The organism is Synechococcus sp. W60.1, assembly GCF_047461575.1.
Lineage (GTDB): Bacteria > Cyanobacteriota > Cyanobacteriia > Thermostichales > Thermostichaceae > Thermostichus.
In genome coordinates this window covers 90,919-112,217 of record NZ_JANSHL010000003.1, presented here as the reverse complement: position 1 = coordinate 112,217, position 21,299 = coordinate 90,919, and the positions used below count along the sequence as shown (strand labels likewise).

15 protein-coding genes are annotated in these 21,299 nt (G+C 60.1%); 9 read left to right on the top strand and 6 right to left on the bottom strand.

Translation table 11 applies throughout. From position 1 onward, the window contains the following. Positions 1–320: 320 nt before the first annotated feature. Entirely contained in the window at positions 321–536 is a 216-nt protein-coding gene (locus NW805_RS04420) for an IS630 transposase-related protein (RefSeq protein WP_414421768.1), read from the bottom strand. A 285-nt stretch (positions 537–821) separates the two neighbouring features. Here NW805_RS04420 and NW805_RS04415 point away from each other — a divergent pair, with 285 nt between their 5' ends. The 4 genes from NW805_RS04415 to NW805_RS04400 all read left to right on the top strand — a co-directional run bounded on the left by NW805_RS04415 (position 822) and on the right by NW805_RS04400 (position 10,157). After that, positions 822–5,429, top strand: coding sequence for a glutamate synthase-related protein (locus NW805_RS04415; RefSeq protein WP_414421767.1), 4,608 nt, complete (start codon positions 822–824; stop codon positions 5,427–5,429). A gap of 104 nt (positions 5,430–5,533) precedes the next feature. Further along, on the top strand, positions 5,534–6,625 hold the full coding sequence (acsF, locus tag NW805_RS04410; RefSeq protein ID WP_414421766.1) for a magnesium-protoporphyrin IX monomethyl ester (oxidative) cyclase: 1,092 nt from the start codon (positions 5,534–5,536) through the stop codon (positions 6,623–6,625). A 47-nt stretch (positions 6,626–6,672) separates the two neighbouring features. Beyond that, positions 6,673–8,154: a site-2 protease family protein gene (locus NW805_RS04405; RefSeq protein ID WP_414421765.1), complete on the top strand. Its 1,482-nt coding sequence runs from the start codon at positions 6,673–6,675 to the stop codon at positions 8,152–8,154. Between the two features lie 41 nt (positions 8,155–8,195). Continuing rightward, entirely contained in the window at positions 8,196–10,157 is a 1,962-nt protein-coding gene (locus NW805_RS04400; protein WP_414421764.1) for a tetratricopeptide repeat protein, read from the top strand. A gap of 44 nt (positions 10,158–10,201) precedes the next feature. Here NW805_RS04400 and lgt read toward each other — a convergent pair whose 3' ends face one another. Then, entirely contained in the window at positions 10,202–11,341 is a 1,140-nt protein-coding gene (gene lgt, locus NW805_RS04395) for a prolipoprotein diacylglyceryl transferase (protein ID WP_414421763.1), read from the bottom strand. 447 nt (positions 11,342–11,788) lie between these two features. Here lgt and NW805_RS04390 point away from each other — a divergent pair, with 447 nt between their 5' ends. Further along, positions 11,789–12,346, top strand: a complete 558-nt coding sequence (locus tag NW805_RS04390) for a molybdopterin-dependent oxidoreductase (RefSeq protein WP_414406991.1) — start codon at positions 11,789–11,791, stop codon at positions 12,344–12,346. Between the two features lie 5 nt (positions 12,347–12,351). Next, the gene (locus NW805_RS04385; RefSeq protein ID WP_414421762.1) at positions 12,352–13,560 is read left to right on the top strand and encodes a Coenzyme F420 hydrogenase/dehydrogenase, beta subunit C-terminal domain; all 1,209 of its coding nucleotides are present in this window, start codon (positions 12,352–12,354) and stop codon (positions 13,558–13,560) included. A 3-nt stretch (positions 13,561–13,563) separates the two neighbouring features. Here NW805_RS04385 and NW805_RS04380 read toward each other — a convergent pair whose 3' ends face one another. Then, positions 13,564–14,760, bottom strand: a complete 1,197-nt coding sequence (locus NW805_RS04380; protein ID WP_414415961.1) for an aspartate aminotransferase — start codon at positions 14,758–14,760, stop codon at positions 13,564–13,566. Positions 14,761–14,920: 160 nt separating this feature from the next. Here NW805_RS04380 and der point away from each other — a divergent pair, with 160 nt between their 5' ends. The 3 genes from der to NW805_RS04365 all read left to right on the top strand — a co-directional run bounded on the left by der (position 14,921) and on the right by NW805_RS04365 (position 18,133). Then, positions 14,921–16,300 (top strand): ribosome biogenesis GTPase Der, encoded by a 1,380-nt coding sequence (gene der / locus NW805_RS04375; RefSeq protein ID WP_414421761.1) that lies wholly within the window; start codon positions 14,921–14,923, stop codon positions 16,298–16,300. A gap of 23 nt (positions 16,301–16,323) precedes the next feature. Then, positions 16,324–16,788: an SsrA-binding protein SmpB gene (gene smpB / locus NW805_RS04370; protein ID WP_011432891.1), complete on the top strand. Its 465-nt coding sequence runs from the start codon at positions 16,324–16,326 to the stop codon at positions 16,786–16,788. Positions 16,789–16,879: 91 nt separating this feature from the next. Further along, positions 16,880–18,133, top strand: coding sequence for a BMP family lipoprotein (locus NW805_RS04365; protein ID WP_414421760.1), 1,254 nt, complete (start codon positions 16,880–16,882; stop codon positions 18,131–18,133). An 11-nt stretch (positions 18,134–18,144) separates the two neighbouring features. Here NW805_RS04365 and NW805_RS04360 read toward each other — a convergent pair whose 3' ends face one another. From NW805_RS04360 to era, 3 genes are all read right to left on the bottom strand, one after another. After that, on the bottom strand, positions 18,145–18,747 hold the full coding sequence (locus NW805_RS04360; RefSeq protein WP_414421759.1) for a glutathione S-transferase family protein: 603 nt from the start codon (positions 18,745–18,747) through the stop codon (positions 18,145–18,147). 98 nt (positions 18,748–18,845) lie between these two features. Next, entirely contained in the window at positions 18,846–19,976 is a 1,131-nt protein-coding gene (locus NW805_RS04355; protein ID WP_414421758.1) for an aromatic ring-hydroxylating oxygenase subunit alpha, read from the bottom strand. 226 nt (positions 19,977–20,202) lie between these two features. Further along, positions 20,203–21,294: a GTPase Era gene (gene era / locus NW805_RS04350; protein ID WP_414342728.1), complete on the bottom strand. Its 1,092-nt coding sequence runs from the start codon at positions 21,292–21,294 to the stop codon at positions 20,203–20,205. Positions 21,295–21,299: the final 5 nt, after the last annotated feature.

Sequence of the window (21,299 nt, the reverse complement as noted above, 5' to 3'; positions counted from 1 at the left end):
TCATTTACATAAGGTATAGCAGCAATGGAAAGTCGCTTAAGTTTATTAACTAGGGATATATTGACTTCTGAGACAATCTTTTGAGTAGATTCAGGTATAAGTTGCCTGTGACAATCCTGGCATCGATAATGCTGCTTTCCATTATGGATCTTGTCGTATCTAAGTTAAAAGAATGACGGCTTGGGCAAGTCAGCATGAGCTTACTCAGAAACACGAAAAATCTAGGGTAATAGTATCATTGCTCCCAGAGCACCACCAGTATAGTCAATAGGGCAAGGGCTCCGTCCCGCTGGCGCGACCCGAATCTCTGAGCTCTATCCTTACAATTGAGCTCCTGGATCCTGGCCTATGTCTTGCTGCAGGGCGGCCAAGTCTACCTTTGGCTTCTGGGTCTTGACTTTTGTCGGCCTGAGGTCTTCTAGGTTCAGCCAGCGATAGACCGTTGCACGCCTGACTTTGTACATCTGTTGTACATCTGTGGGGTTGCCCTCTTCCTGGACATACCCTACGGCTGTCTCCCTACCGCAGTTCTCCACAGGGCCAGTTGCCAGCGAGCGGAGCCGGTGTGAGCTGGCGCATTCGCCCTAGCTTTCTCAGATCGTCCGCAGTCCGTCGGGGAAAGCTGCAGAAGAAACTCGAAAAATCTGTTCATGGCGAGCTTTTTTGTCTTTACTTCGCTGAGCCGATTGCCCCAACGGTTGCCCTGTTGGCAAGAGCCAGCCGTGACTTGAGACTGCCCCCCTTTTCCTGTCGGATTGGAGTGCGATATGCTGGTTTTCCACCTCTGAAAGCGTGATTTATTCCAAACTGTTTTTACTCCTATGAATCCCCATCCCTCTCAGGTCTCGGCCCCTATCCTGCAGGAAAACTGGCACTTTCAAGAGCGGGATGCTTGCGGGGTCGGCTTTTTGGTGAGTCAGCAGGGGAGAGCCAGCCACGACCTCTTGCAGAAAACCCTTCAGGCCCTCACCTGTATGGAACATCGGGGTGGCTGTGGCGGCGACGGCCAGAGCGGTGATGGGGCGGGCATTGCAACGGCAATCCCCTGGTCGCTGTTGCAGGCAGAGAGGGAAGAAATTCGAGCTTGGGATCCCACTCACAGCGCGGTGGGGATGGTCTTTTTGCCTCAGGATCCTGCTGAGTGTCAGGCGGTGCAGCAGGTGATCGATGAGTACTTGACCACCACCGACTGGCAGCGGGTGGTTTGGCGGCAGGTACCGGTCAATCCCAATTGCCTGGGGCCGATGGCGCGGCAGACCATGCCCTCCATTTGGCAGATGCTCCTCACCCATCCCACGCTGGAAGGAGACGAGCTAGAGCAGCAGCTCTATCTGTTGCGGCGGCGCATTCGGCGGCGGGTAGAGGCTCGGTTTGGCTTTTATGCTCTGTATTTTGCCTCTTTGTCCTGCCGGGTTGTCGTTTACAAAGGCATGGTGCAATCGTCGGTTCTGGGCCAGTTTTATCGAGATCTGCAAAACCCCCTCTACACCACCACCTACGCCACCTACCACCGCCGCTTCAGCACCAATACCCTGCCGCGTTGGTCGCTGGCTCAGCCTTTCCGCTACCTCTGCCACAACGGCGAGATCAACACCTACCTGGGCAATGTCAACTGGATGGCCGCCCGCGAACAAACCCTTTCCCATCCCCGCTGGGGTACAGCGGTCGAGGATCTGAAGCCGATTATTGACCCGGGCACCAGCGACTCAGCAGGTCTGGACGCTGTGTTTGAGCTGTTGATTCAGTCGGGCTACTCCACTCAGCAGGCGATGATGGTGCTGATCCCGGAAGCCTATCGCAACCAGCCAGAACTGCAGAATCACCCGGAAGTGGTGGATTTCTACGAGTTCTTCGGCGGCCTGCAGGAGCCTTGGGATGGCCCGGCGATGGTGGTTTTCTGCGACGGCAAAACCATCGGGGCCACGTTGGATCGCAATGGCCTGCGCCCAGCCCGCTACGCTCGCAGCCGCGATGGTCTGCTGGTGGTGGCCTCGGAAGCTGGCGTGGTTCCTCTGCCGGAGACCGACATTTTGGAAAAAGGGCGGCTAGGCCCGGGGCAGATGCTGACGGTGGATCTGCAGAGCGGGCAAATCTGCAAAAACTGGGAGATCAAAACCCAGGTGGCAGCCCAGCACCCCTACGGCGAATGGCTCAAAGCCCATCGCGTTCAGCTCAGCACCCAAGGCTTTGAAAATACCCCTCACCTCTCGGAAGAACAACTGTTACAAGCCCAAACCGCCTTCGGGTACTCCTCAGAAGATGTGGAGATGATCATCGAGGAGATGGCGGCTACGGGCAAGGAGCCCACCTTCAGCATGGGGGATGATGCGCCGCTGGCTGTGCTGTCCACCCAGCCTCATCCCCTCTACGACTATTTCAAGCAGCGCTTTGCCCAGGTCACCAACCCTGCCATCGATCCCCTGCGGGAGAGCCTGGTGATGTCTTTGGATGTGTATCTGGGATCCAAGGGCAACCTGCTGGAGATCCGCCCTGAGCATGCCCGCCTGTTGCAGTTGCGCAGCCCGGTGCTCAACGAAGCGGAGCTGGCCGCTCTGCAGCATACCCCTTTTCCCTGCCACACGCTCCCGATTCTCTATCCGGTGGCTGCCGGCCCAGAAGGACTGGAGGTCCAGGTACGGGCCCTCTGCCAGCAGGCGGCTCAGGCAGTGCGGGGGGGAGCTGAGATTTTAATCCTCTCGGATCGCGGCCTTGATGCCGAGCAGGCTCTGATCCCACCTCTGTTGGCGGTGGGCGCCATCCACCATCACCTCATCCAGGAGGGGCTGCGCCTACGCGCTTCCCTGGTGGTGGAGACTGCCCAATGCTGGAGCACCCACCACTTTGCCTGCTTGATCGGCTACGGGGCCAGCGCCGTTTGTCCTTATCTGGCCTATGAAGCTGTGCGGCAGTGGTGGCACAAGCCCAAGACGCAAACCCAGATGGCTGCCGGCAAGTTGCCCCAGCTTTCCCTGGCCGAGGTGCAACTGAAGTACCGCGCCGCCATTGAGGCAGGGCTGCTCAAGATTCTTTCCAAAATGGGCATTTCTCTGCTCTCCAGCTACCACGGAGCGCAGATTTTCGAGGCCATTGGCCTGAGCCAAGAGGTGATCGATCTGGCCTTCCGCGGCACGGTGTCGCGGGTGGGAGGCATGACGCTGGCGGATCTGGCCCGCGAGGGCATGGTGAATCACCAGCGGGCCTTTCCCGAACTCACCTCGAAAAAGCTGGAGAACTTTGGCTTTATCCAGGCGCGGCCCAAAGGCGAATACCACATCAACAGCCCAGAAATGGCCAAACTGCTGCACAAGGCCATCGAATCGGGTCAGCCTGCCCACTATGAGATCTACAGGGCGCACCTGCGCAGCCGCACCCCCACCGCGTTGCGAGACCTGCTGGATTTCCGCAGCGACCGGGATCCCATTCCCTTGGAGGAAGTGGAACCGGTGTCGGAGATTTTCAAACGCTTTGCCACAGGTGGGATGTCCTTGGGGGCCCTCAGCCGCGAGGCCCACGAGACCCTGGCCATTGCCATGAACCGCATCGGCGGCAAGTCCAACTCCGGTGAAGGCGGGGAAGATCCGGAACGATACCTCCCCATCACCGATGTAGGCCCAGATGGCACCTCGGCCCGCTTTCCCCACCTGAAGGGGCTGCGCATGGGGGACAACGCCAGCTCGGCGGTGAAGCAGGTGGCCTCGGGCCGCTTTGGCGTGACACCGGAGTATTTGCTCAACGCGCGGCAAATTGAGATCAAAATTGCCCAGGGGGCCAAGCCGGGCGAGGGGGGGCAACTGCCGGGCAAAAAGGTGAGTCCCTACATCGCCAAGCTGCGCCGCTCCAAGCCGGGGGTGACCTTGATCTCGCCGCCGCCCCACCACGACATCTACTCCATTGAAGATCTGGCGCAGTTGATCTTCGACTTGCACCAGGTCAACCCCCAGGCCCAGGTGTCGGTGAAGCTGGTGGCGGAGGTGGGCATCGGCACGGTGGCGGCAGGAGTAGCCAAGGCCAACGCCGACATCATCCAAATCTCCGGCCATGAAGGGGGCACCGGGGCTTCCCCCCTGAGCTCCATCAAACATGCCGGGGCACCTTGGGAGTTGGGCCTGGTGGAGGTGCATCATACCCTGCTGGAAAACGGCCTACGGCAGCGCTCCATCCTGCGGGTGGATGGCGGCATTCGCACGGGTTGGGAAGTGGTGATGGCGGCCATGCTGGGGGCAGAAGAGTTTGGCTTTGGCACGGTGGCCATGATTGCGGAGGGGTGCATCATGGCGCGGGTGTGCCACACCAACAACTGCCCTGTGGGAGTGACCAGCCAGAAGGAGGAGTTGCGCAAGCGCTTCCCCGGCACGCCAGATCACGTGGTGACCTTCTTCACCTTTGTGGCGGAGGAGGTGCGCCAAGTCTTAGCGCAACTGGGCTACCGCTCTCTGAAGGAGGTGATTGGACGGGTGGATCTGCTCTGTCCGCGGGCCGATGCCGTTCTCCAGAAAACCCCATCCTTGAACTTGGAGTGTCTGCTGCGAACTCCCCCCGGTTTTGATCCCAACACCCTGCCCGACTGGTTGGAGCATGAGCCGGTGCATTCCAACGGCCCGGTGCTGGATGAGCAGATCCTGGCTCAGCCGGAGGTGCAGAAGGCGGTGGAAACCTGCGGCACGGCCACGGTGGAGATCCCTATCGCCAACACCGACCGCTGTGTGGGCGGGCGCATTGCCGGAACCTTGGCCCGCTTGTACGGAGATACCGGCTTCGCCCAACAGGGGGGGCAGTTGGATCTGCGCTTTGTCGGCAGCGCCGGCCAGAGCTTTGGCGCTTTTACACTGGCGGGGATGCGCCTGACCCTGACAGGAGAAGCGAATGACTACGTGGGCAAGAGCATGTGTGGCGGCGAGATCGTCATCCTGGCTCCCCCTGAGGCGCCCCGCGATCCGGCGGAAAATGTAATCCTGGGCAACACCTGTTTGTACGGGGCCACGGGCGGATCCCTGTTTGCCAACGGCCAGGCGGGGGAACGCTTTGCGGTGCGCAACTCGGGAGCGCAGGCGGTGATCGAGGGATCCGGCGACCACTGCTGCGAGTACATGACCGGTGGGGTGGTGGTGGTGCTGGGGCGGGTGGGCCGCAACTTGGGGGCTGGGATGACCGGCGGCCTGGCCTATGTGCTGGATGAGGAGGGCAACTTCCCCGCCAAGGTCAACGGGGAGATCGTGCGCATTCAGCGGGTGCAGACAGCAGCAGCAGAGGCACAACTGAAGAGCCTGATCCAAGAGCACTATCGCCGCACCCATTCCCCCAAAGCGGAGCGCATTCTGCAAAATTGGGAATCCTGCTTGCCTCTGTTTTGGCAGGTGATCCCGCCTTCGGAGGAGGGCAGCGAGCTGACGGATCCCTTGCGATCCCAGCCGCTGGCAGTGGAGTCTTAAGGATCTCTCAGAGCCTGCCGGTAACACTTCTTATCCCCACGACGGCCAGAGAGGCTGGTAAACTGCGAGAGTATACCTGGCCTTTTCATCCGCTTTAAATCACTATGAGTCCCAGTTTGCAAGCTGCTCAAACTCAAGCGCGAGTGCCCACCGAGACCATCCTAACGCCGCGCTTCTACACCACCGATTTCGAGGCCATCGGCAAAATGGGCTTAGGGGATCGAGAGGCCGATTTCCGGGCCATCCTGCAGGAGTTTCGCGCCGACTACAACCGCCATCACTTCGTCCGGGGTGAGGAGTTCAACCAAGACTGGGAAAGCCGCCTGGATCCGCAGGCGCGCCGGTTGTTTGTGGAGTTCTTGGAGCGCTCCTGTACAGCCGAGTTCTCCGGTTTTCTCCTCTACAAGGAGCTGTCGCGCAAGCTAAAAGAGACCAACCCCGTTTTGGCCGAGTGCTTTGCCCTGATGAGCCGCGATGAGGCCCGCCATGCCGGCTTTCTGAACCGCGCCATGGGCGACTTCAACATGGCCTTCGACCTGAGCTTTTTGACCAAGCACAAGTCCTATACCTATTTCGCGCCGCGTTTCATCTTCTATGCCACCTATCTCTCGGAGAAGATTGGCTACTGGCGCTACATCCTCATCTACCGCCACCTGGAGGCCCATCCCGAAGACCGCATCTACCCCATCTTCAACTTCTTCAAGAACTGGTGCCAGGACGAGAACCGCCACGGCGATTTCTTCGCGCTCATGCTCCTAAGCCAGCCGCGGCTGCTCAAGGGATGGGTGGCCAAGCTGTGGTGCCGTTTCTTCTTGCTGTCGGTGTTCGCCACTATGTACCTCAACGATGTGGGAGAGCGCCCGGATTTCTACCGCCTCATCGGGCTGGATCCCCATACTTATGACATGGAGGTAATCTACAAGACCAACCGCGAGGCGGCCAAGGTGTTCCCGGTGGTGTTGGATGTGGAAAACCCTGAGTTTGTGCGGCGGCTGCAGAAGTGTGTGGCCAACAACGCCAAGCTGAGGGAGATTGCCCGGGGAGCCGGCCCCTTCAAGGGTTTGCGCAAGATGCCCCTCTACTTGGATAACTTCTATCAGTTTTTGCGGCTGTTCCTCCTGAAACCTCGGAAAGCTGGCTTCTACCTGTGGGAGCAGCCGGAGCCCCGTTTTGAAGGAACGGCTGTTTCTGCTTGAGCCGTCTTGCCCTCAGCTTGGTACCCGTACAGCCTCATAGGTCAGCCATGAACATTGCCGCTGAGATTACGCCGCTCTTTTTGCTGGGAACGCTGGCCTTTTTGGGTTGGGGATTTTGGCGGGCTCGCCGACGGGGATCCTTGGCCGTCTGGGTGTGGTTACAGGGATCCCTGCTGCTGCTGCCCTGGGTGGTCTTCCTAGGGCTGTTGCTGCTGGGAATCTACCTCAACTTTGCCGGTTTCCTGCTGCTGTTGCTGGTGTTTACGGGGCTCTACATTGCCGTGGGGCGCAAGACCCGCCAGTTGGCCCAGCAGGAGCTGCAGGCGCGGCGGCAGCAGCTGGCCCAGTTGGAGGAGCAGCCAGAAGTTGCAGCAGAATCGCCGGCGCAGGCTTCGGCGGAGCCAACGGTGGTTCTGCGCAGGATCTCCGCTGAGGATCTGCAGGCCATTCAGTCCATCTTCAGCCTGGACACCTTCTTCGTTACCGAGACCATACCCTACGGAGAGGGGGCAATCTTCAAGGGCAACCTGCGCGGGGAGGCGGAGGTAGTGGTGCCGCTGCTTTTGGGAAGGCTAAAGGAGCGGCTGGGCAGCCGCTACCAACTGTTTTTGGTGGAAGATGCCTCCGAAAAGCCGGCGGTGGTGGTCTTGCCGGATGAGATTGTCAACTACCGCGCCTCAAGAGGGGCGCAGATCCTGGCAGCCGGCTTGCTGCTGGCTAGCTTTCTTGCCACCCTGGAGGTGGGAGCCAATCTCTTGGGCTTCCGGCTGTTGGATGCGCCAGGGCGCTGGGTGGAAGCCCTGCCGGTGGCGGCCGGGATCTTCGCCATCTTGCTGGTGCATGAGACCGGACACCGCTGGATGGCGGGCAAGTACGGCGTGCGCCTCAGCCCTGCTTTTGTTATCCCCAGCTTGGGGATCGGCACGCTGGGATCCCTAAACCGCATCCAATCGCCAGTGCCCAGCCGCAAGGCCCTCTTCGACATTGCCTTTGCCGGCCCGGCAGCGAGCGGGATCCTGTCGCTGCTGGTGCTCTTGGCTGGCCTGAAGCTCTCCGGCTCCGAGGGTCTGTATGTGCCCACGGAGATCTTCCGCAGCTCCATCCTGGTAGGCACCCTAGCGCGGCTGGTGCTGGGATCCCAGTTGCAGGCGGAGCTGGTTCCCATTCATCCTTTTGTTGCCGTGGGCTGGATTGGCCTGGCAATCACCGCCTTGAGCCTGCTGCCGGCAGGGCAGCTGGACGGGGGTCGCATTGTGCAGGCGGTGTACGGGCGGAAGACGGCGGCCCGCGCCACCTTCATCACCCTGATTGCCTTGGCGGTGGCGGCCATCAGCAACGTCTTGGCCCTCTACTGGGCGCTGCTGATCCTGTTCATCGCCCGCGAGCCAGAGCGTCCACCGCAGGATGAGATTACTGAAACCGACGGTCAGCGGGATGCTTTGGCATTGCTGGCCCTCTTTTTGATGGTCATGACCCTGTTGCCGATTGCTCCGGCCTTGGCGGGCTTTCTCAATTTCCCCAACGGCTGATGGGGTAGAGGCCCAGGATCCGCCGGCGAGAGGAGCTCACTGTGTCTGGACCGGGGAAAGGCTTTGGCCTAGGCAGAGCTGGAAAGGACAGAGGAGAGCACCTGCAGCGTCTGTTGGCCCAAGCCGTTCGCCATCACCAGGCAGGGCAATGGCCACAGGCTGTCTCACTTTACCAGCAGGTGCTGCAAGCCCAGCCCACCCACCCCGAGGCACTGCACCTCTTGGGGGTCTGTCGGCAGCAACAGGGATCCCTGGACGACGCGATTGCCCTGATCCGGCAGGCCCTTGCCCACCAGCCATGGTTTCCCGACGCCCACTTTAATTTGGGAATTGTTCTCAAGCAGGCGGGGCAGCTGGCGGAGGCGAAAACTCACCTGCAACTGGCCCTAGAGCAGGGGGGGCCGGACGCGGAAGTTTTGTACCAGCTGGGGCTGGTGCTGCGGCAGCAGGGGGATTTGGAGGCGGCCCTTGTCCCCTTGGGACAGGCCCTGGAGCTGCAGCCGGACTTTGCCGATGCCGCCTACACCCTGGCCATCCTGCTGCGGGATTGTGGCCGGGAGGAGGAAGCGGCGGAGCTGTTCTACCAACTCTGGCAAGCGGATCCCGCCGACTTGGCCGCGGCCCTGGGCTGGTGTGTTAGCCAGTTGCCCTTGCTGTACGCCTCGGCAGACCAAGTTTCCGTGGCTCGGGAGCGCTACCGCCAAGCCCTACAACAGGTGAAGGGCCGCTGGGAACACCTGCCGCGGGATCCCGAAACCCTGGAGCGAGCAGCTGCCGGGATCGGCTCCGTCCAACCCTTCTTTTTGCCCTACCAAGGCCAGAACGACCGCGATCTGCAGCAGCTCTACGGATCCTTGGTGAGGGACGTGATGGCGGCCCGCTATCCCCAGCCCTCCGTCCTCTGGCAGCGACATCCTGGCCGAGTGCGGGTGGGCATTGTCTCCGGCCTGTTTCGGGATCACTCCGTTTGGAAGATCCTGACTCGCGGCTGGGTAGAAGCCCTGGATCGTGCTCAAGTGGCCCTCTACGGCTTCCACACCTCGGTCATCCAAGATGAGGTCACGTGCTCCCTGCCCCCTCGTTTTGAGCACTTTGTGGCCGGATCCCGCAGCATAGAAGAATGGCAAGCGGCTATTCGAGAGGCACAGCTGGATGTGCTCCTCTACCCGGAAGTGGGCATTGACCCGGTCTGTGCCCAACTGGCCGCCCTCCGCTTGGCGCCGGTACAGGCGATGGCCTGGGGCCACCCGCAAACTTCTGGCCTGCCGACAATAGACGTTTTCCTCAGCAGCGAGCTGATGGAGCCGCCGGACGGGGCCGGCCATTACACCGAGCAGCTCCTGCCCCTGCCTGGCATCGGCACCTACTATATTCCCCTAGAAGTTGACCCCGCCCCTGTGGACTGGCAAGCTTGGGGGGTGGATCCCGACAGGGTGCTTTACCTCTGCGCCCAATCCCTATTCAAGTACTTACCTCAGTACGACGAGGTGTTCCCCCGCATCGCCCGGGAAGTGGGGAAGTGTCAATTTCTATTTTTGCGGGGCCGCCTCTCCCAAGGGATCCGCGAGCGCTTTTGGCAGCGGCTGCGACGAGCCTTTCAGGCCTATGACCTAGCTGCCGAAGAGTATGTGGTGCTCCTACCGGAACTCTCGCCTGCAGAATATGCCGCCTACAACGCCCTGGGGGATATTTACCTGGATAGCCTCGGCTGGTCAGGGGGCAACACCACCCTGGAAGCCCTGCCCCACGGCCTGCCCATCGTCACCTTGCCCGGATCCCTGCTGCGGGGCCGCCACACCTACGCCATCCTGCAGCAGATGGGGATCCTGGATACCATCGCCCACACCCTCGATGAATACGTCCAGATTGCCAGTCAGTTGGGCTTGGATCCAGAGTGGCGAGAGCAAATGGGCCAACAGGTGAAGAGGCGCCAGGAGCGCGTCTACCGAGATCGGACCCCCATCCGCGCTCTGGAAAAGTGGTTGCAAAGTCTAAAGACCTGAGGGGGTAGTTTGGGTATAACCTGACATAGCCTGAGGCCCCGGCGCTAGCTTGCTTGGGCCAGCCCTTCCTCAGTGGGATCCCGCCCTTCCAGACCGCAGAACAGTTGCCGCATCAGCAGCTCCCGTCGAGCCAGAGAGAGGTGGGGGGCAAGGGCGCTGGGAAAGTGGGGCATGGCTAGGGTAACACGATCCAACAGGTCGGCGCGGCGGTGTTGTTGCTGGATGGCCCAAGCCCGCTGCACAAGGTCTGAAGCTGTTTCCAGCTCCAGCCCTGCCTGCTCGGCCAACCAAGCTGCTAATCGTTCTAGGTCGGGATCATAGCGCAGCCGGTACATGTAGATCAGCATGCCGATCCCAAGCACTAGGCCCAAGGCGCTGGCCACGTAGGCAGCCTTGATGGCAGTTCCCGGCAGATAGGCCACCGCCGACACGCGCAAGATTTCGTAGGGGATGCGGATCAGGCTATAGCCGACAACATAGGTCCAAACCCAAGTGCCATCTTTGAGTTTGGGAAAGCGCCAGAACATTCCCATCAAGAGGGCAAATAGAAGCAGGTTGAGGACGCTTTCGTAAAAAAAGATGGGGTGAAAAAACTCAAATTGGCTGTATTCCGGCTCGCGGGCTTGGGGAGGAATGTACACCCGCAGCGGCCAAGGGCTGTCGGGAGGAATAGGGGCACCGTAGGCCTCAGAGTTGAAAAAGTTACCCCAGCGCCCGATGGCTTGGCCCAAAATCAACCCCGGCGTGAGCACATCGGCGTACTTCCAGCCGTTGATCCCGGTGGTGCGGCAATAGAGGTAAAGGGCAAGCGCGCCGGCCAACACCCCACCGTGGATGATGAGACCCCCCTGCCAAATGGCAAAGGCCGAGAGGGGGTTGTCTTGGAACTCTGACCAGTGGGTGAGGACGTAGTAGAGGCGGGCGCCCAGAAACCCAGATATTACCAACCACAGGGCCAGTAGCTCCACTCGTTCACTGGCTTTGCCAGGCTCTTTCTCTAGATGACGAGATTCTGCCAACGCTTTGGTCAAGATCAAGCCGACCAACACGGCCACTGCCATCAATAGGCCATACCAGCGTAGGCCCAGCCCTCCCACCAGCGGGGTGCCGGGGGGAAAGCGGAAGACAAATTCTCCCGGTGAGCTGAAGGTAAGGCCCAACAGCCCTGCACTCCATAGGTTCATCGACAACACGCTCTGCACCCCAAAATTGCTCAACTCAGTTCCACCAGTCGGCCTTATCAACCTCACCCGCTTGGGTTAGCGGGACGGAGTTCCTTCCGGGCTCTTCTCCCCTATCCCCGGCAGCCATTCACAGGCTCCAACAGGGATCCATTCTCCCCGATCCTGAAGCAGCGCCAGTCCTCGTTCCCGGTTGACCCGATCCTACAGGCCCGTCACGGACAAGATTCCACCCTAGAGCGCATACCTTTACCAAAAAGCTAGGTCCAAAGCCCCGCCCTTCCAGGACGGCTTTTGCCCTGTTAGACCTGCAATTAAGATACACCCACGCTGGTCGGAGATGCCAAACTCCTCAAGGCCACTCCAGCGCAGTACCAAGCCTTGGATGACGGAGTACACCGGCCAAGTGGTGGGGCTGGATGGGGGCGACAGCAGTGGGCAAGCTGTGCCGTGTCTCCAGTCTTTGCGTTGTACCGAAAGGAGATGGAGGATGTCAACTGGACAGGGGTGTGGATCCCGGATGGGTTGCAGTTGGTATCCATTGCTCCTGAGGCCAAGGCGGTGATGCAACACTGTTATGGCGGCTACACCACCAACCTGACTCTGGAGGAGTTCATCCGCCCCGAAAACTACCTGGTTCATACCCTGGAAGGACAACCGCTCCCGGTAGGGCCGGTGCGCACTTTGATCCCTCACCCATATGCCTGGAGTTTCCCCCCTAAGATCAGCTGGGCTTTTGGGGGAGCAACGGCTACTACATGGGCGGTGAACCCTGGGCCGAAGAACGCTACAGCAATCTATAGAGGCTCTGAAATTTTGCGCTCCTTTAGCAGGGATCCCTCGAAGTTCTTTGCCGCTATCTGCCGTTTTGGCCGCAAACTGAAGAGAGCACCTTGGTTGCCGTTGCTGCGAACGCCTGAGGTGCCTGTGTCTTTAGATCTCAAAGAAAGCTTAAATAGCAAAGCTCAAAAGATCCATTGGACTCCATTCCGCTTACGCAAACACTAGAAATCATGGGATCCCGTTCACCGCGTCCAGCCCAGCCCATCCGTTCCGGCCGCTATCCGGCCAAAGAGCTGTGCAGCCAGTGCGGCCTCTGCGATACCCGCTACGTGGCCCACGTCAAAGAAGCCTGTGCCTTCTTGGACCAGCAACTGACCCAGTTGGAAGAACAGACCCACGGGCGATCCCGGGAATCGCTGCGCTCAGGATCCCTTGCCGTCACTGATACCGATTACTTCGGTGTCTACGAGGCGATGTACACAGCCCGCAAGCGGGATCCGATCCCGGGGGCCCAGTGGACGGGCATTGTCAGCAGCATTGGCATGAAGGCCCTCACCACTGGCTTGGTGGAAGGGGTGGTGTGCGTGCAGGCGGATGAGCGGGATCGCTTTCAGCCACGGCCCATCCTGGCCCGTACCCCCGAAGCGGTCTGGGCGGCGCGAGTTAACAAGCCAACTCTTTCTCCCAACTTGTCTGTGTTGGAGCAGGTGGAGCAAAGCGGCCTCAAGCGCCTATTGGTGATCGGGGTGGGCTGCCAAATTCAGGCTTTGCGGGCGGTGGAAAAAAAACTGGGCCTGGAGAAGCTGTACGTGTTGGGCACGCCCTGTGTGGACAATGTCAGCCGTGCCGGGCTGCAAAAGTTTCTAGAAACCACCAGCCGCTCCCCACAGACGGTGGTGCACTACGAGTTTATGCAAGACTTCCACATCCACTTCAAACACGAAGATGGCTCGGTGGAAAAGGTGCCCTTCTTCGGCCTCAAGACCAAAGAACTCAAGGACGTGTTTGCCCCCTCCTGCCTCAGTTGTTTTGACTATGTGAATGCTCTGGCAGATCTGGTGGTGGGCTACATGGGATCCCCCTTGGGCTGGCAGTGGCTGCTGGTGCGCAATCAGCGGGGGCAAGAGCTGTTGGACTTAGTCTGGGAGGAGCTGGAAACCCAACCGGTGATCTCGCAGGGATCCCGGAGGGCGGCAGTGCAGCAGGGGATCCCTGCCTACGACCAAGCCCTGAGTTTGCCAATGTGGCTGGCTCGCCTCTTGGGGGCGGCAATCCAGCGCTTTGGGCCGCGCGGCCTGGAATATGCCCGCTTCTCCATCGATTCCCACTTCACCCGCAACTACCTCTACGTGCGCCGCCACTATCCCCAGAAGTTGGAGCAGCACGTGCCCCCCTTTGCCCGGCGGATTGTGGAGCAGTACCAACTCCCGCAAGACTGAGGCTCAGCAGTAGCGGATCCCAGCTTCCGCCCAGCGATCGATAGCCTGACCTATGCGCTCGCAATCGGCAATTAGGCTAATCCGCACGTAGCCCTCTCCTCCCTCTCCAAAAGCGCTGCCGGGGGTTACGACCACGCCTGTAGATTCCAGCACCCGCAGGGCAAACTCCGTCGATCCCTCAGGGGTGCCGTCGGCAGCGCGGGGGGTAGGGATCCAGAGATACATCGTCGCCCGTGGCGGCTCGATCCGCCAGCCCAACTCCGCTAGGCGGCCGATCAGATAGTCGCGCCGGCGGCGGTAGCGCTCTTGTACCTGCTCCAGGTAGCTATCCGGCAGGCGCAGGGCAGTTTCGGCGGCCTTTTGGATGGCGGCAAAAATGCCGTAGTCGAGATTGGTTTTCAGGGTGCGCAAGCTCTGGATGATCTGGCGATTGCCCACCACAAATCCCACCCGCCAGCCGGCCATGTTGTAGGTTTTGGAGAGGGTGTGGAACTCCACTGCCAAGTCCTTGGCGCCTGGGATCTGCAGCAGGCTGGTGGGCCGGTAGCCGTCAAAAGCCAACTCGGCATAGCACAGGTCGTGCACCAGGATGAGATCGTAGCGGCGGGCAAACTCCACCACCTCCTCAAAAAAAGAGCGGGGCGCAACTGCCGCCGTCGGGTTGTTGGGGTAGTTAAAGTAGAGCACCCGCGCTTGCTGGGCCACTTCCGGCGGTATTTCTTGCAGATCGATCAACCACCCCTTCTGCGGGCGCAGCATCATCGGGTAGATCTGCCCGCCGGCAATCATGGGGCCGCGAAAATGGGCTGGATAGGCAGGGCTGGGCACCAACACCAGATCTCCGGGATCCACATAGGCCAGAGCCAGGTGGGTCAGCCCCTCTTTGGATCCCAGCAAAGGCAGCGCCTCTCCATTGGGATCCAGCTCCACCCCGTAGCGGCGCCAGTACCAATCCGTGATCGCCTGGCGGAAGCTGGCCGTGCCCTCAAAGGGCGGGTAGCCATGGTGGGCGGGATCCGCAATGGCCGCCTGGGCTGCCTCCACCACCGGCTGTGGGGTGGGGCCATCGGGGTTGCCCATGCCCAGATCGATCAAATCCAACCCCTGCTGGCGGGCGCGGGCCTTCAGCTCATCCAAGCGGGCGAAGACATAGGCGGGCAGCTTGTTCAGCCGCTGGGCGGGAACGAGAGCGCGGTTCATGGCAAGAATGGGGAAGGGGCACAGCCGGTGCCTGATGGGAGGATAGGTACCTAACTTACCGCCAGACCTGCATCCAAAGCAATGATCGAGATTGGCGGCTTTGGGCATCCGGGATCCCGAACAGCTAGGATAGATATCCCAAGTTATCGACGAGCCAACAGTGCCCCTACCTCTTGTGGCCATTGTGGGCCGCCCCAACGTGGGCAAATCTACCCTCGTCAACCGCATGGCGGGGGTGCGTTCGGCCATTGTGCACGATGAGCCCGGCGTGACCCGGGATCGTCTGTACCAGGAGGTGGAATGGAACGGGCGCCGCTTGCGGGTGGTGGACACCGGCGGCCTGGTTTTTGGGGATGACAGCGAATTTCTGCCCCACATTCGCCAGCAAGCGATGGCAGCCATGGCCGAGGCGCAGGCCGTGATCTTTGTAGTGGATGGCCGAGAGGGACTGACACCCGCCGATGCAGAAGTGGCCGATTGGCTGCGCAAACAACCCCTACCGGTGGTGGTGGCCGTAAACAAGTGCGAGTCGGGGCAGATGGGCCTGGCTCAGGCAGCAGCCTTTTGGGAGCTGGGGCTGGGGGATCCGATCCCCTGTTCCGGCATCCATGGCAATGGGGTAGCCGAGCTGTTGGAGGCGGTGCTGGCTCACTTGCCCGAAGTGACCGCAGAAGCCGCAGGCGAGCCAGATCCCATCGCCGTCTCGATTGTGGGGCGGCCCAACGTGGGCAAATCCAGCCTGCTCAACCGCCTGGTGGGATCCGAGCGGGCCATCGTCAGCCCCATTTCCGGCACCACCCGTGATGCCATCGACACCGTGGTCACCTGGGAAGGGCAGCCCTATCGCCTCATCGATACCGCCGGGATCCGCAAAAAAAAACGCGTGGAGTACGGCATTGAGTTCTTCAGCATCAACCGGGCCTTCAAGGCCATCCAGCGCTCGGATGCAGTGCTGCTGGTGATCGATGCTTTGGAGGGGGTTACCGAACAGGATCAGAGGCTGGCCGGGCGCATCGAAGAAGAGGGCCGCGCCTGCGTTGTCGTCGTCAACAAGTGGGATGCAGTAGAAAACAAAGATACCCACACCATCAACGAGTTCACCCGCGAGATTCGCGACAGGCTTTACTTTATTGAATGGGCGCCGCTCCTGTTTGTCAGCGCCCTCACCGGGCAACGCACCCACAAAATCTTTGAGCAGGTGAATACCGTGGTGGCCGCCCACCGCAAACGGGTTCCCACCGCTGTGGTCAACGAAGTGCTCCAGGATGCTCTTGCCTGGCAATCGCCCCCCACCAACCGCCAGGGCAAGCAGGGCAGAATTTACTACGGCACCCAGGTGGCGGATCGGCCCCCCACCTTTGTTCTGTTTGTCAACGATCCCGATTTGTTTAAGGATAACTACCGCCGCTTCCTGGAAAAGCACTTCCGGCAAAACCTGGACTTTACCGGTACCCCCATTCGCTTTCTCTGGCGCGGCAAATCCGAGCGCTTGGTTGGGCGGGCGGTGCGAAAATTGGAGAGATCCCTGACCTCTCGTTAGGCCCTCTGGTCTACTGAAAGCCTATGGCTGTGGATCCCAACGTCAAAACCCTGGTTGACAACCGTCGCGCCCGCTTCGAGTACGACATCTTGGAGACCTATGAGGCCGGGATCCAACTGACCGGCACAGAGGTGAAATCGATACGAGCGGGCAAAGCCAACCTGCAAGACGCTTTTGCCCTCTTTCGGGATGGGGAAGCATGGCTGCACAATCTGCACATCTCCCCCCATGACACCGCCAGCAAAGTGTTTAACCACGACCCTACCCGCCGCCGCAAGTTGCTGCTGCACCGCCGCGAGATCGACCGCCTACGGGGCTTGGTGGAACAAAAGGGCCTGACCGTGGTTCCCCTCAAGCTGGTGCTCAACCGCGGCTGGATCAAAGCCCATCTGGGCGTGGCCCGCGGCAAAAAGCTCCACGACAAGCGGCAGGCAATCAAAGAGCGGCAAACCCAGCGGGAGATTCAGCGGGAACTGAAGGAACGATAAATTTCTCCCTGAGCCCCTGCTGGCTTCCACGTCGTTTGCCAAGCGCCTTTTTGTATTCTCAGATACAGCGATCTGCAGCGGGATCCCGATGATGGATGTAGTCTTCCGGCTTTGGATCCCTGTTCTGTTGGAGCTGCCTGTGAACTGGAATCTTACCCGCGCTTTTTCTCCCTCGAGAGGCTGGGCTATTGGCCTGGCAGTCGCCGCTCTACTGGGATCCACCCCCACAACAGCGCAAGAGACCTTCAAAGTGGGCATGGTGCTGGTGGGGCCGATGCAGGATGGCGGCTGGAGCCAGGCCCATGTGGAGGGCAGCGAATATGTCAAGGCCAAGTTGCCCGGTGTCGAGTTTGATTACCTGGATAAGGTGAACCCAGCGGATCGGCCCAATGTGCGCGCCTCCCAGGTGGCGGATGACATGATCGCCCGAGGGGCCAAGGTTATCATCTTTACTTCTGATGACCACAAAGACGACGCGATTGAAACGGCCCGCAAGCATCCCGAGATTGCGGTTATCCATGCTTCTGGGGACATGGCCTGGAAGGAGGGGAAAAATTACATCGATCTGCCCAACTTGGCCAACATCATGCCCCAGATGGAAGCGATGCGCATGGTGGCTGGCTGTGCTGCAGCCCTGGGCTCCGAAACCGGCAAAATTGGCCTATTGGGACCTCTGATCAACGATGAAACCCGCCGTTACGCTGCTGCTGCTTACTTGGGGGCCAAATACTGCTGGGAAACTTACCGAGATCGTCCTGAAGAGTTGCAGTTCCGGGTGACCTGGATTGGCTTCTGGTTCAACATTCCAGGGGTTACTTTGGATCCAAGCAAGGTTGCCGATGACTTTTACAACAGCGGCTTTGATGTGGTGATGTCGGGGTTGGATACGCCGGAGGCGGCGGTACAAGGCAAGCGGGCTGCTGAGGCCGGAAAGCGAGTGCGCTACACCCACTACGGCCTGGCCAGCGGTTGTAACTTTGCGCCCGAAATTTGCCTGGGGGTTTCCTACTACAACTGGGGGCCAGGATACAAGCAATTGATCGAGGCAGCTCGCGCGGGCACCTTCGAGAGCCAATTCCTGCGTCCGCCCATCGACTGGTCAGACATCAACAACCCGGACACGTCTTCGGCGGGGTTCATCATGGGAGAAGCCCTGAAGCCGGAAGACAAGGCCAAGCTGGAGGAGTTTATTGCTGGCTTGGGGAATGGCAGCATTCAGCTCTTCAAGGGGCCGCTCAACTTCCAAGATGGCACGCCCTTCTTGGCTGAGGGGGAAGTGGCCAGCGAGGTTGATATTTGGTATCTGGGCCAGTTGCTGCAGGGCATGGAGGGAGCCAGCAACTAGCGGAAGGCGTTCTAGGCTCCGGGGAGGGGGAAGAAGCGGTCGGTGGCTTTCACCCGCTGACACCAGGCTCGGATCTGGGGAAAGGGCTTAAGGTCAAACCCACCCTGCTCCGCCACATGGGTGTAGGTGAAAAGGGCGAGATCGGCGATGGTGTAGCGGTTGCCCACAAAAAACACCTTCCCCTGCAGATGGCCTTCCATGATCTCCAGCGCCTCTGTTCCAGATTTCAAGTTCTGGGCGATCACGTCAGCATGGGCCTCTGCTTGGCCGGCCCGCACCCAGAAGCGAGTGGTGGCGATGTAGCGGGCGATGCGGGTTTGTTCAAAAAGCAACCACTTCAAAATCTCGGCCCGTTCCAACTTGTTTTGGCCGTAGAGGGGGGTGTCTTCTGCCAGGTAGACCAAGATCGCGGCGGACTCGGCCAAGACCGTTCCATCTTCCAGTTCCAAAGCCGGGATCTGGCCCAGAGGGTTTTTGGCCAGGTACTCGGGGCGGCGGTTTTCTCCGGCCCTGGAGTTGACTTCAACCGTCTCATAGGGGATCCCCAATTGCTTGAGGAGCAATTCCACTTTGTAGCAATTTCCGGAGGTTGGGATCCCGTACAGTCGCAACATTGTGGTTAACCTCAGCCCAAAGCACCTTACAAAGAACTTCGTCCTAACAACGCCAACGGCAACCCAATCAACAAAAACCCTCTGTCCCTAACACTTTTTTAGCAGCTTTGTTCTTCCAACTCCTGCATCTGCCGGCGGTATTCCCGCCCAAAGGCTTGCAGCAACCCTTCTGCATGGGAAAGAGGCCCTGCTTCATAGGCACGGGATCCCACCCCTTGCTGGGTGAGCTCGCACAGGTGCCAATCCTGTCGATTGGTGCGATCCCACAATTCCACCACCTCGCTGGGATCAAAACCATCCAGCGCCAGGGTCTCCGGCTCAAACAGCCAATCGCAGACGACCCGCGTCCGGTCGGATCCCTGGGGCCACAGGGTGTGGGTCATGACATAGTCCGGCTGCAGGCTCAAGAATAGATTGGGCATAAGGGTGTAGTAGTAGGCTCGCCGTTGGTTTTCTCCGCGCACGGTGGAGATCAGGGGCAAGCTGCGTTGGCCACTCATGTTTAGGCTGGTCACATCTGGATTGAGCAACATGTAGCCGCCCAAAAAGGGGCCTTCCATCAAGTCGTTGCGACCACTGCGAGCCGGCGAAAGGCGGGCCAATTCTGGGTGAATGAGCGGGCAGTGGTAGCACTCAGAGTAGTTTTCAAACAGCAATTTCCAATTGGCTTGAACGTGGTATTCAATACGATGGCCTCGCCGCAGAGCGGACAGGTTCCACTCTCGGAAGCGGCCTTGCAATGGGGCAAAAACCTCGTCGAAGGGCTGAGGATGGCGGCTGAGATTGACCCAGACAAAGCCTTCCCATTCCACCAAAGCGGCTGAGTGGAGGGGATAGTCTTCACGGCGAAAGTCTTCCACCTCGTGCATCTGGGGAGCTGCCAACAATTGCCCGTCCAGCCCATAGCGCCAGGCGTGGTAGGGGCAAAGGATCCCATCGGCAAAATGGCCTTGGAGCTCGCTGCAGAGTCGGGTTCCTCGATGGCGACAGTGGTTGAAGAAGGCATGGGCTTGCCCCTTGGGATCCCGTACCAGGATCAGGCTTTCTCTGAGCACCTGCACCTGCAAAAAGTCTCCAGGTTGGGCCAGATCGGCACTGCGCCCCACGCAGAACCACTGCCGATAAAAAATCTGCTCAATCTCCGCCTCAAAACGGCTGGAGGAGACGTAGTAGTGGCCCGGCAGGGTGCGGGCGCCCGGTTGAACAGTAGCGGGATAGAAAGCGGTCATGGGGCAAAGCAGCGATAAGAAAAACTGCTGTGGGACTCCAGAGGCTTTGCTATCCAAGCTAACGCAGGGATCCCAGTCAGTATCTGTTCTAAGCAGGTCTAGGGCATTTTTGCAGCATTCCCCCCAGGCACGCCGTGCTGCTTGCGCGAATACCCCAGTCTCCTACCCACAAGGGGAGAGGGGGGCATAAGAACTCCGTCCTGCTGAGGCAAACGGCTTGTTCCTGCTAGGGGGACGTAGCGCTATAGCCCAAGTCGCGCAGAAGGTGCTCAGAGCGCCGCCAGTGGGGCCGCACCTTGACAAACAGCTCCAGGTACACCTTGCCCAGGATCAGCTTTTGAATCTGCAGGCGGGCTGCCTGGCCGATCCGCTTGAGCCTTTCCCCCCCTTTGCCGATGAGGATCCCCTTTTGCGAGTCCCGCTCTACATAGAGGGTGGCCAAGATGCGGGTGACGTTGGGGGTTTCTTCCACCTGGTCGATGGTCACGGCCACGGAATGGGGCACTTCCTCGCGGGTCTGCAGCAGCACCTGTTCTCGGATCAGCTCCGCCATGATGAACCGCTCCGGCTGATCCGTCACCAGATCCGGCGGGTAGTAGTAGGGGCCGGTGGGCAGCAGATCGATGGTGGCTTGGATCAGGGGTGTCAAACTGCTGGGATCCAAGGCAGACACCCAAACGACAGGAGCGCCGGGGCGCAGGGCTTGGTAGCTCTCTTGGTGAGCTTGGCGCACGGCAGCATCCCGAGGAAGCAGATCCGCTTTGTTGCAGACGATCAGGCAGGGGGAAGCAGCAGGGATCCGCTCGGCAATAAAAGCATCCCCGCGTCCTGCCGGCACCGATCCATCCACCACGAAGAGGATCACGTCCACAGCGGCAATGGCTGCCTGGGCGTTGTGTACCAAGATTTCCCCCAGGCGGTGGTGGGGTTTGTGGATGCCAGGGGTATCCACCCAGATGATCTGGGCTTGGGGTAGGGAGAGGATCCCCTGCAGGCGGTTGCGGGTGGTCTGGGCCACGGGAGAGGTGATGGCAATCTTTTGTCCCACCAGGGCGTTGAGTAGGGTGGACTTGCCCACATTGGGCCGCCCGATCAGCCCCACAAACCCCGACTTAAACCCTGGCGGGGCAGCCGGGATCGCAGACAGTTCCCCACTGCTGACACGACCGGGCGCCGATTCCCCTTCTGCTGCAGCAGCGGAGGACTCTGTCCCGCCGTCGCCAATGGATCCCTGTCCCTCAGGGGAGGGATCCCTCCCGTCTGAAGGAGAATGGGGATGTCCGGCGCTGATACATTTACGCTGAACACTGCTGAACATCACTG

Excerpts from the sequence above, each read along its gene's own strand:
- acsF (WP_414421766.1), top strand. The coding sequence starts at position 5,534 with ATGAGTCCCAGTTTGCAAGCTGCTCAAACTCAAGCGCGAGTGCCCACC.
- NW805_RS04385 (WP_414421762.1), top strand. The coding sequence starts at position 12,352 with ATGGGATCCCGTTCACCGCGTCCAGCCCAGCCCATCCGTTCCGGCCGC.
- NW805_RS04380 (WP_414415961.1), bottom strand. The coding sequence starts at position 14,760 with ATGAACCGCGCTCTCGTTCCCGCCCAGCGGCTGAACAAGCTGCCCGCC.
- smpB (WP_011432891.1), top strand. The coding sequence starts at position 16,324 with ATGGCTGTGGATCCCAACGTCAAAACCCTGGTTGACAACCGTCGCGCC.
- NW805_RS04365 (WP_414421760.1), top strand. The coding sequence starts at position 16,880 with ATGGATGTAGTCTTCCGGCTTTGGATCCCTGTTCTGTTGGAGCTGCCT.
- lgt (WP_414421763.1), bottom strand. The coding sequence starts at position 11,341 with ATGAACCTATGGAGTGCAGGGCTGTTGGGCCTTACCTTCAGCTCACCG.
- NW805_RS04355 (WP_414421758.1), bottom strand. The coding sequence starts at position 19,976 with ATGACCGCTTTCTATCCCGCTACTGTTCAACCGGGCGCCCGCACCCTG.
- NW805_RS04360 (WP_414421759.1), bottom strand. The coding sequence starts at position 18,747 with ATGTTGCGACTGTACGGGATCCCAACCTCCGGAAATTGCTACAAAGTG.
- NW805_RS04405 (WP_414421765.1), top strand. The coding sequence starts at position 6,673 with ATGAACATTGCCGCTGAGATTACGCCGCTCTTTTTGCTGGGAACGCTG.
- NW805_RS04415 (WP_414421767.1), top strand. The coding sequence starts at position 822 with ATGAATCCCCATCCCTCTCAGGTCTCGGCCCCTATCCTGCAGGAAAAC.
- era (WP_414342728.1), bottom strand. The coding sequence starts at position 21,294 with ATGTTCAGCAGTGTTCAGCGTAAATGTATCAGCGCCGGACATCCCCAT.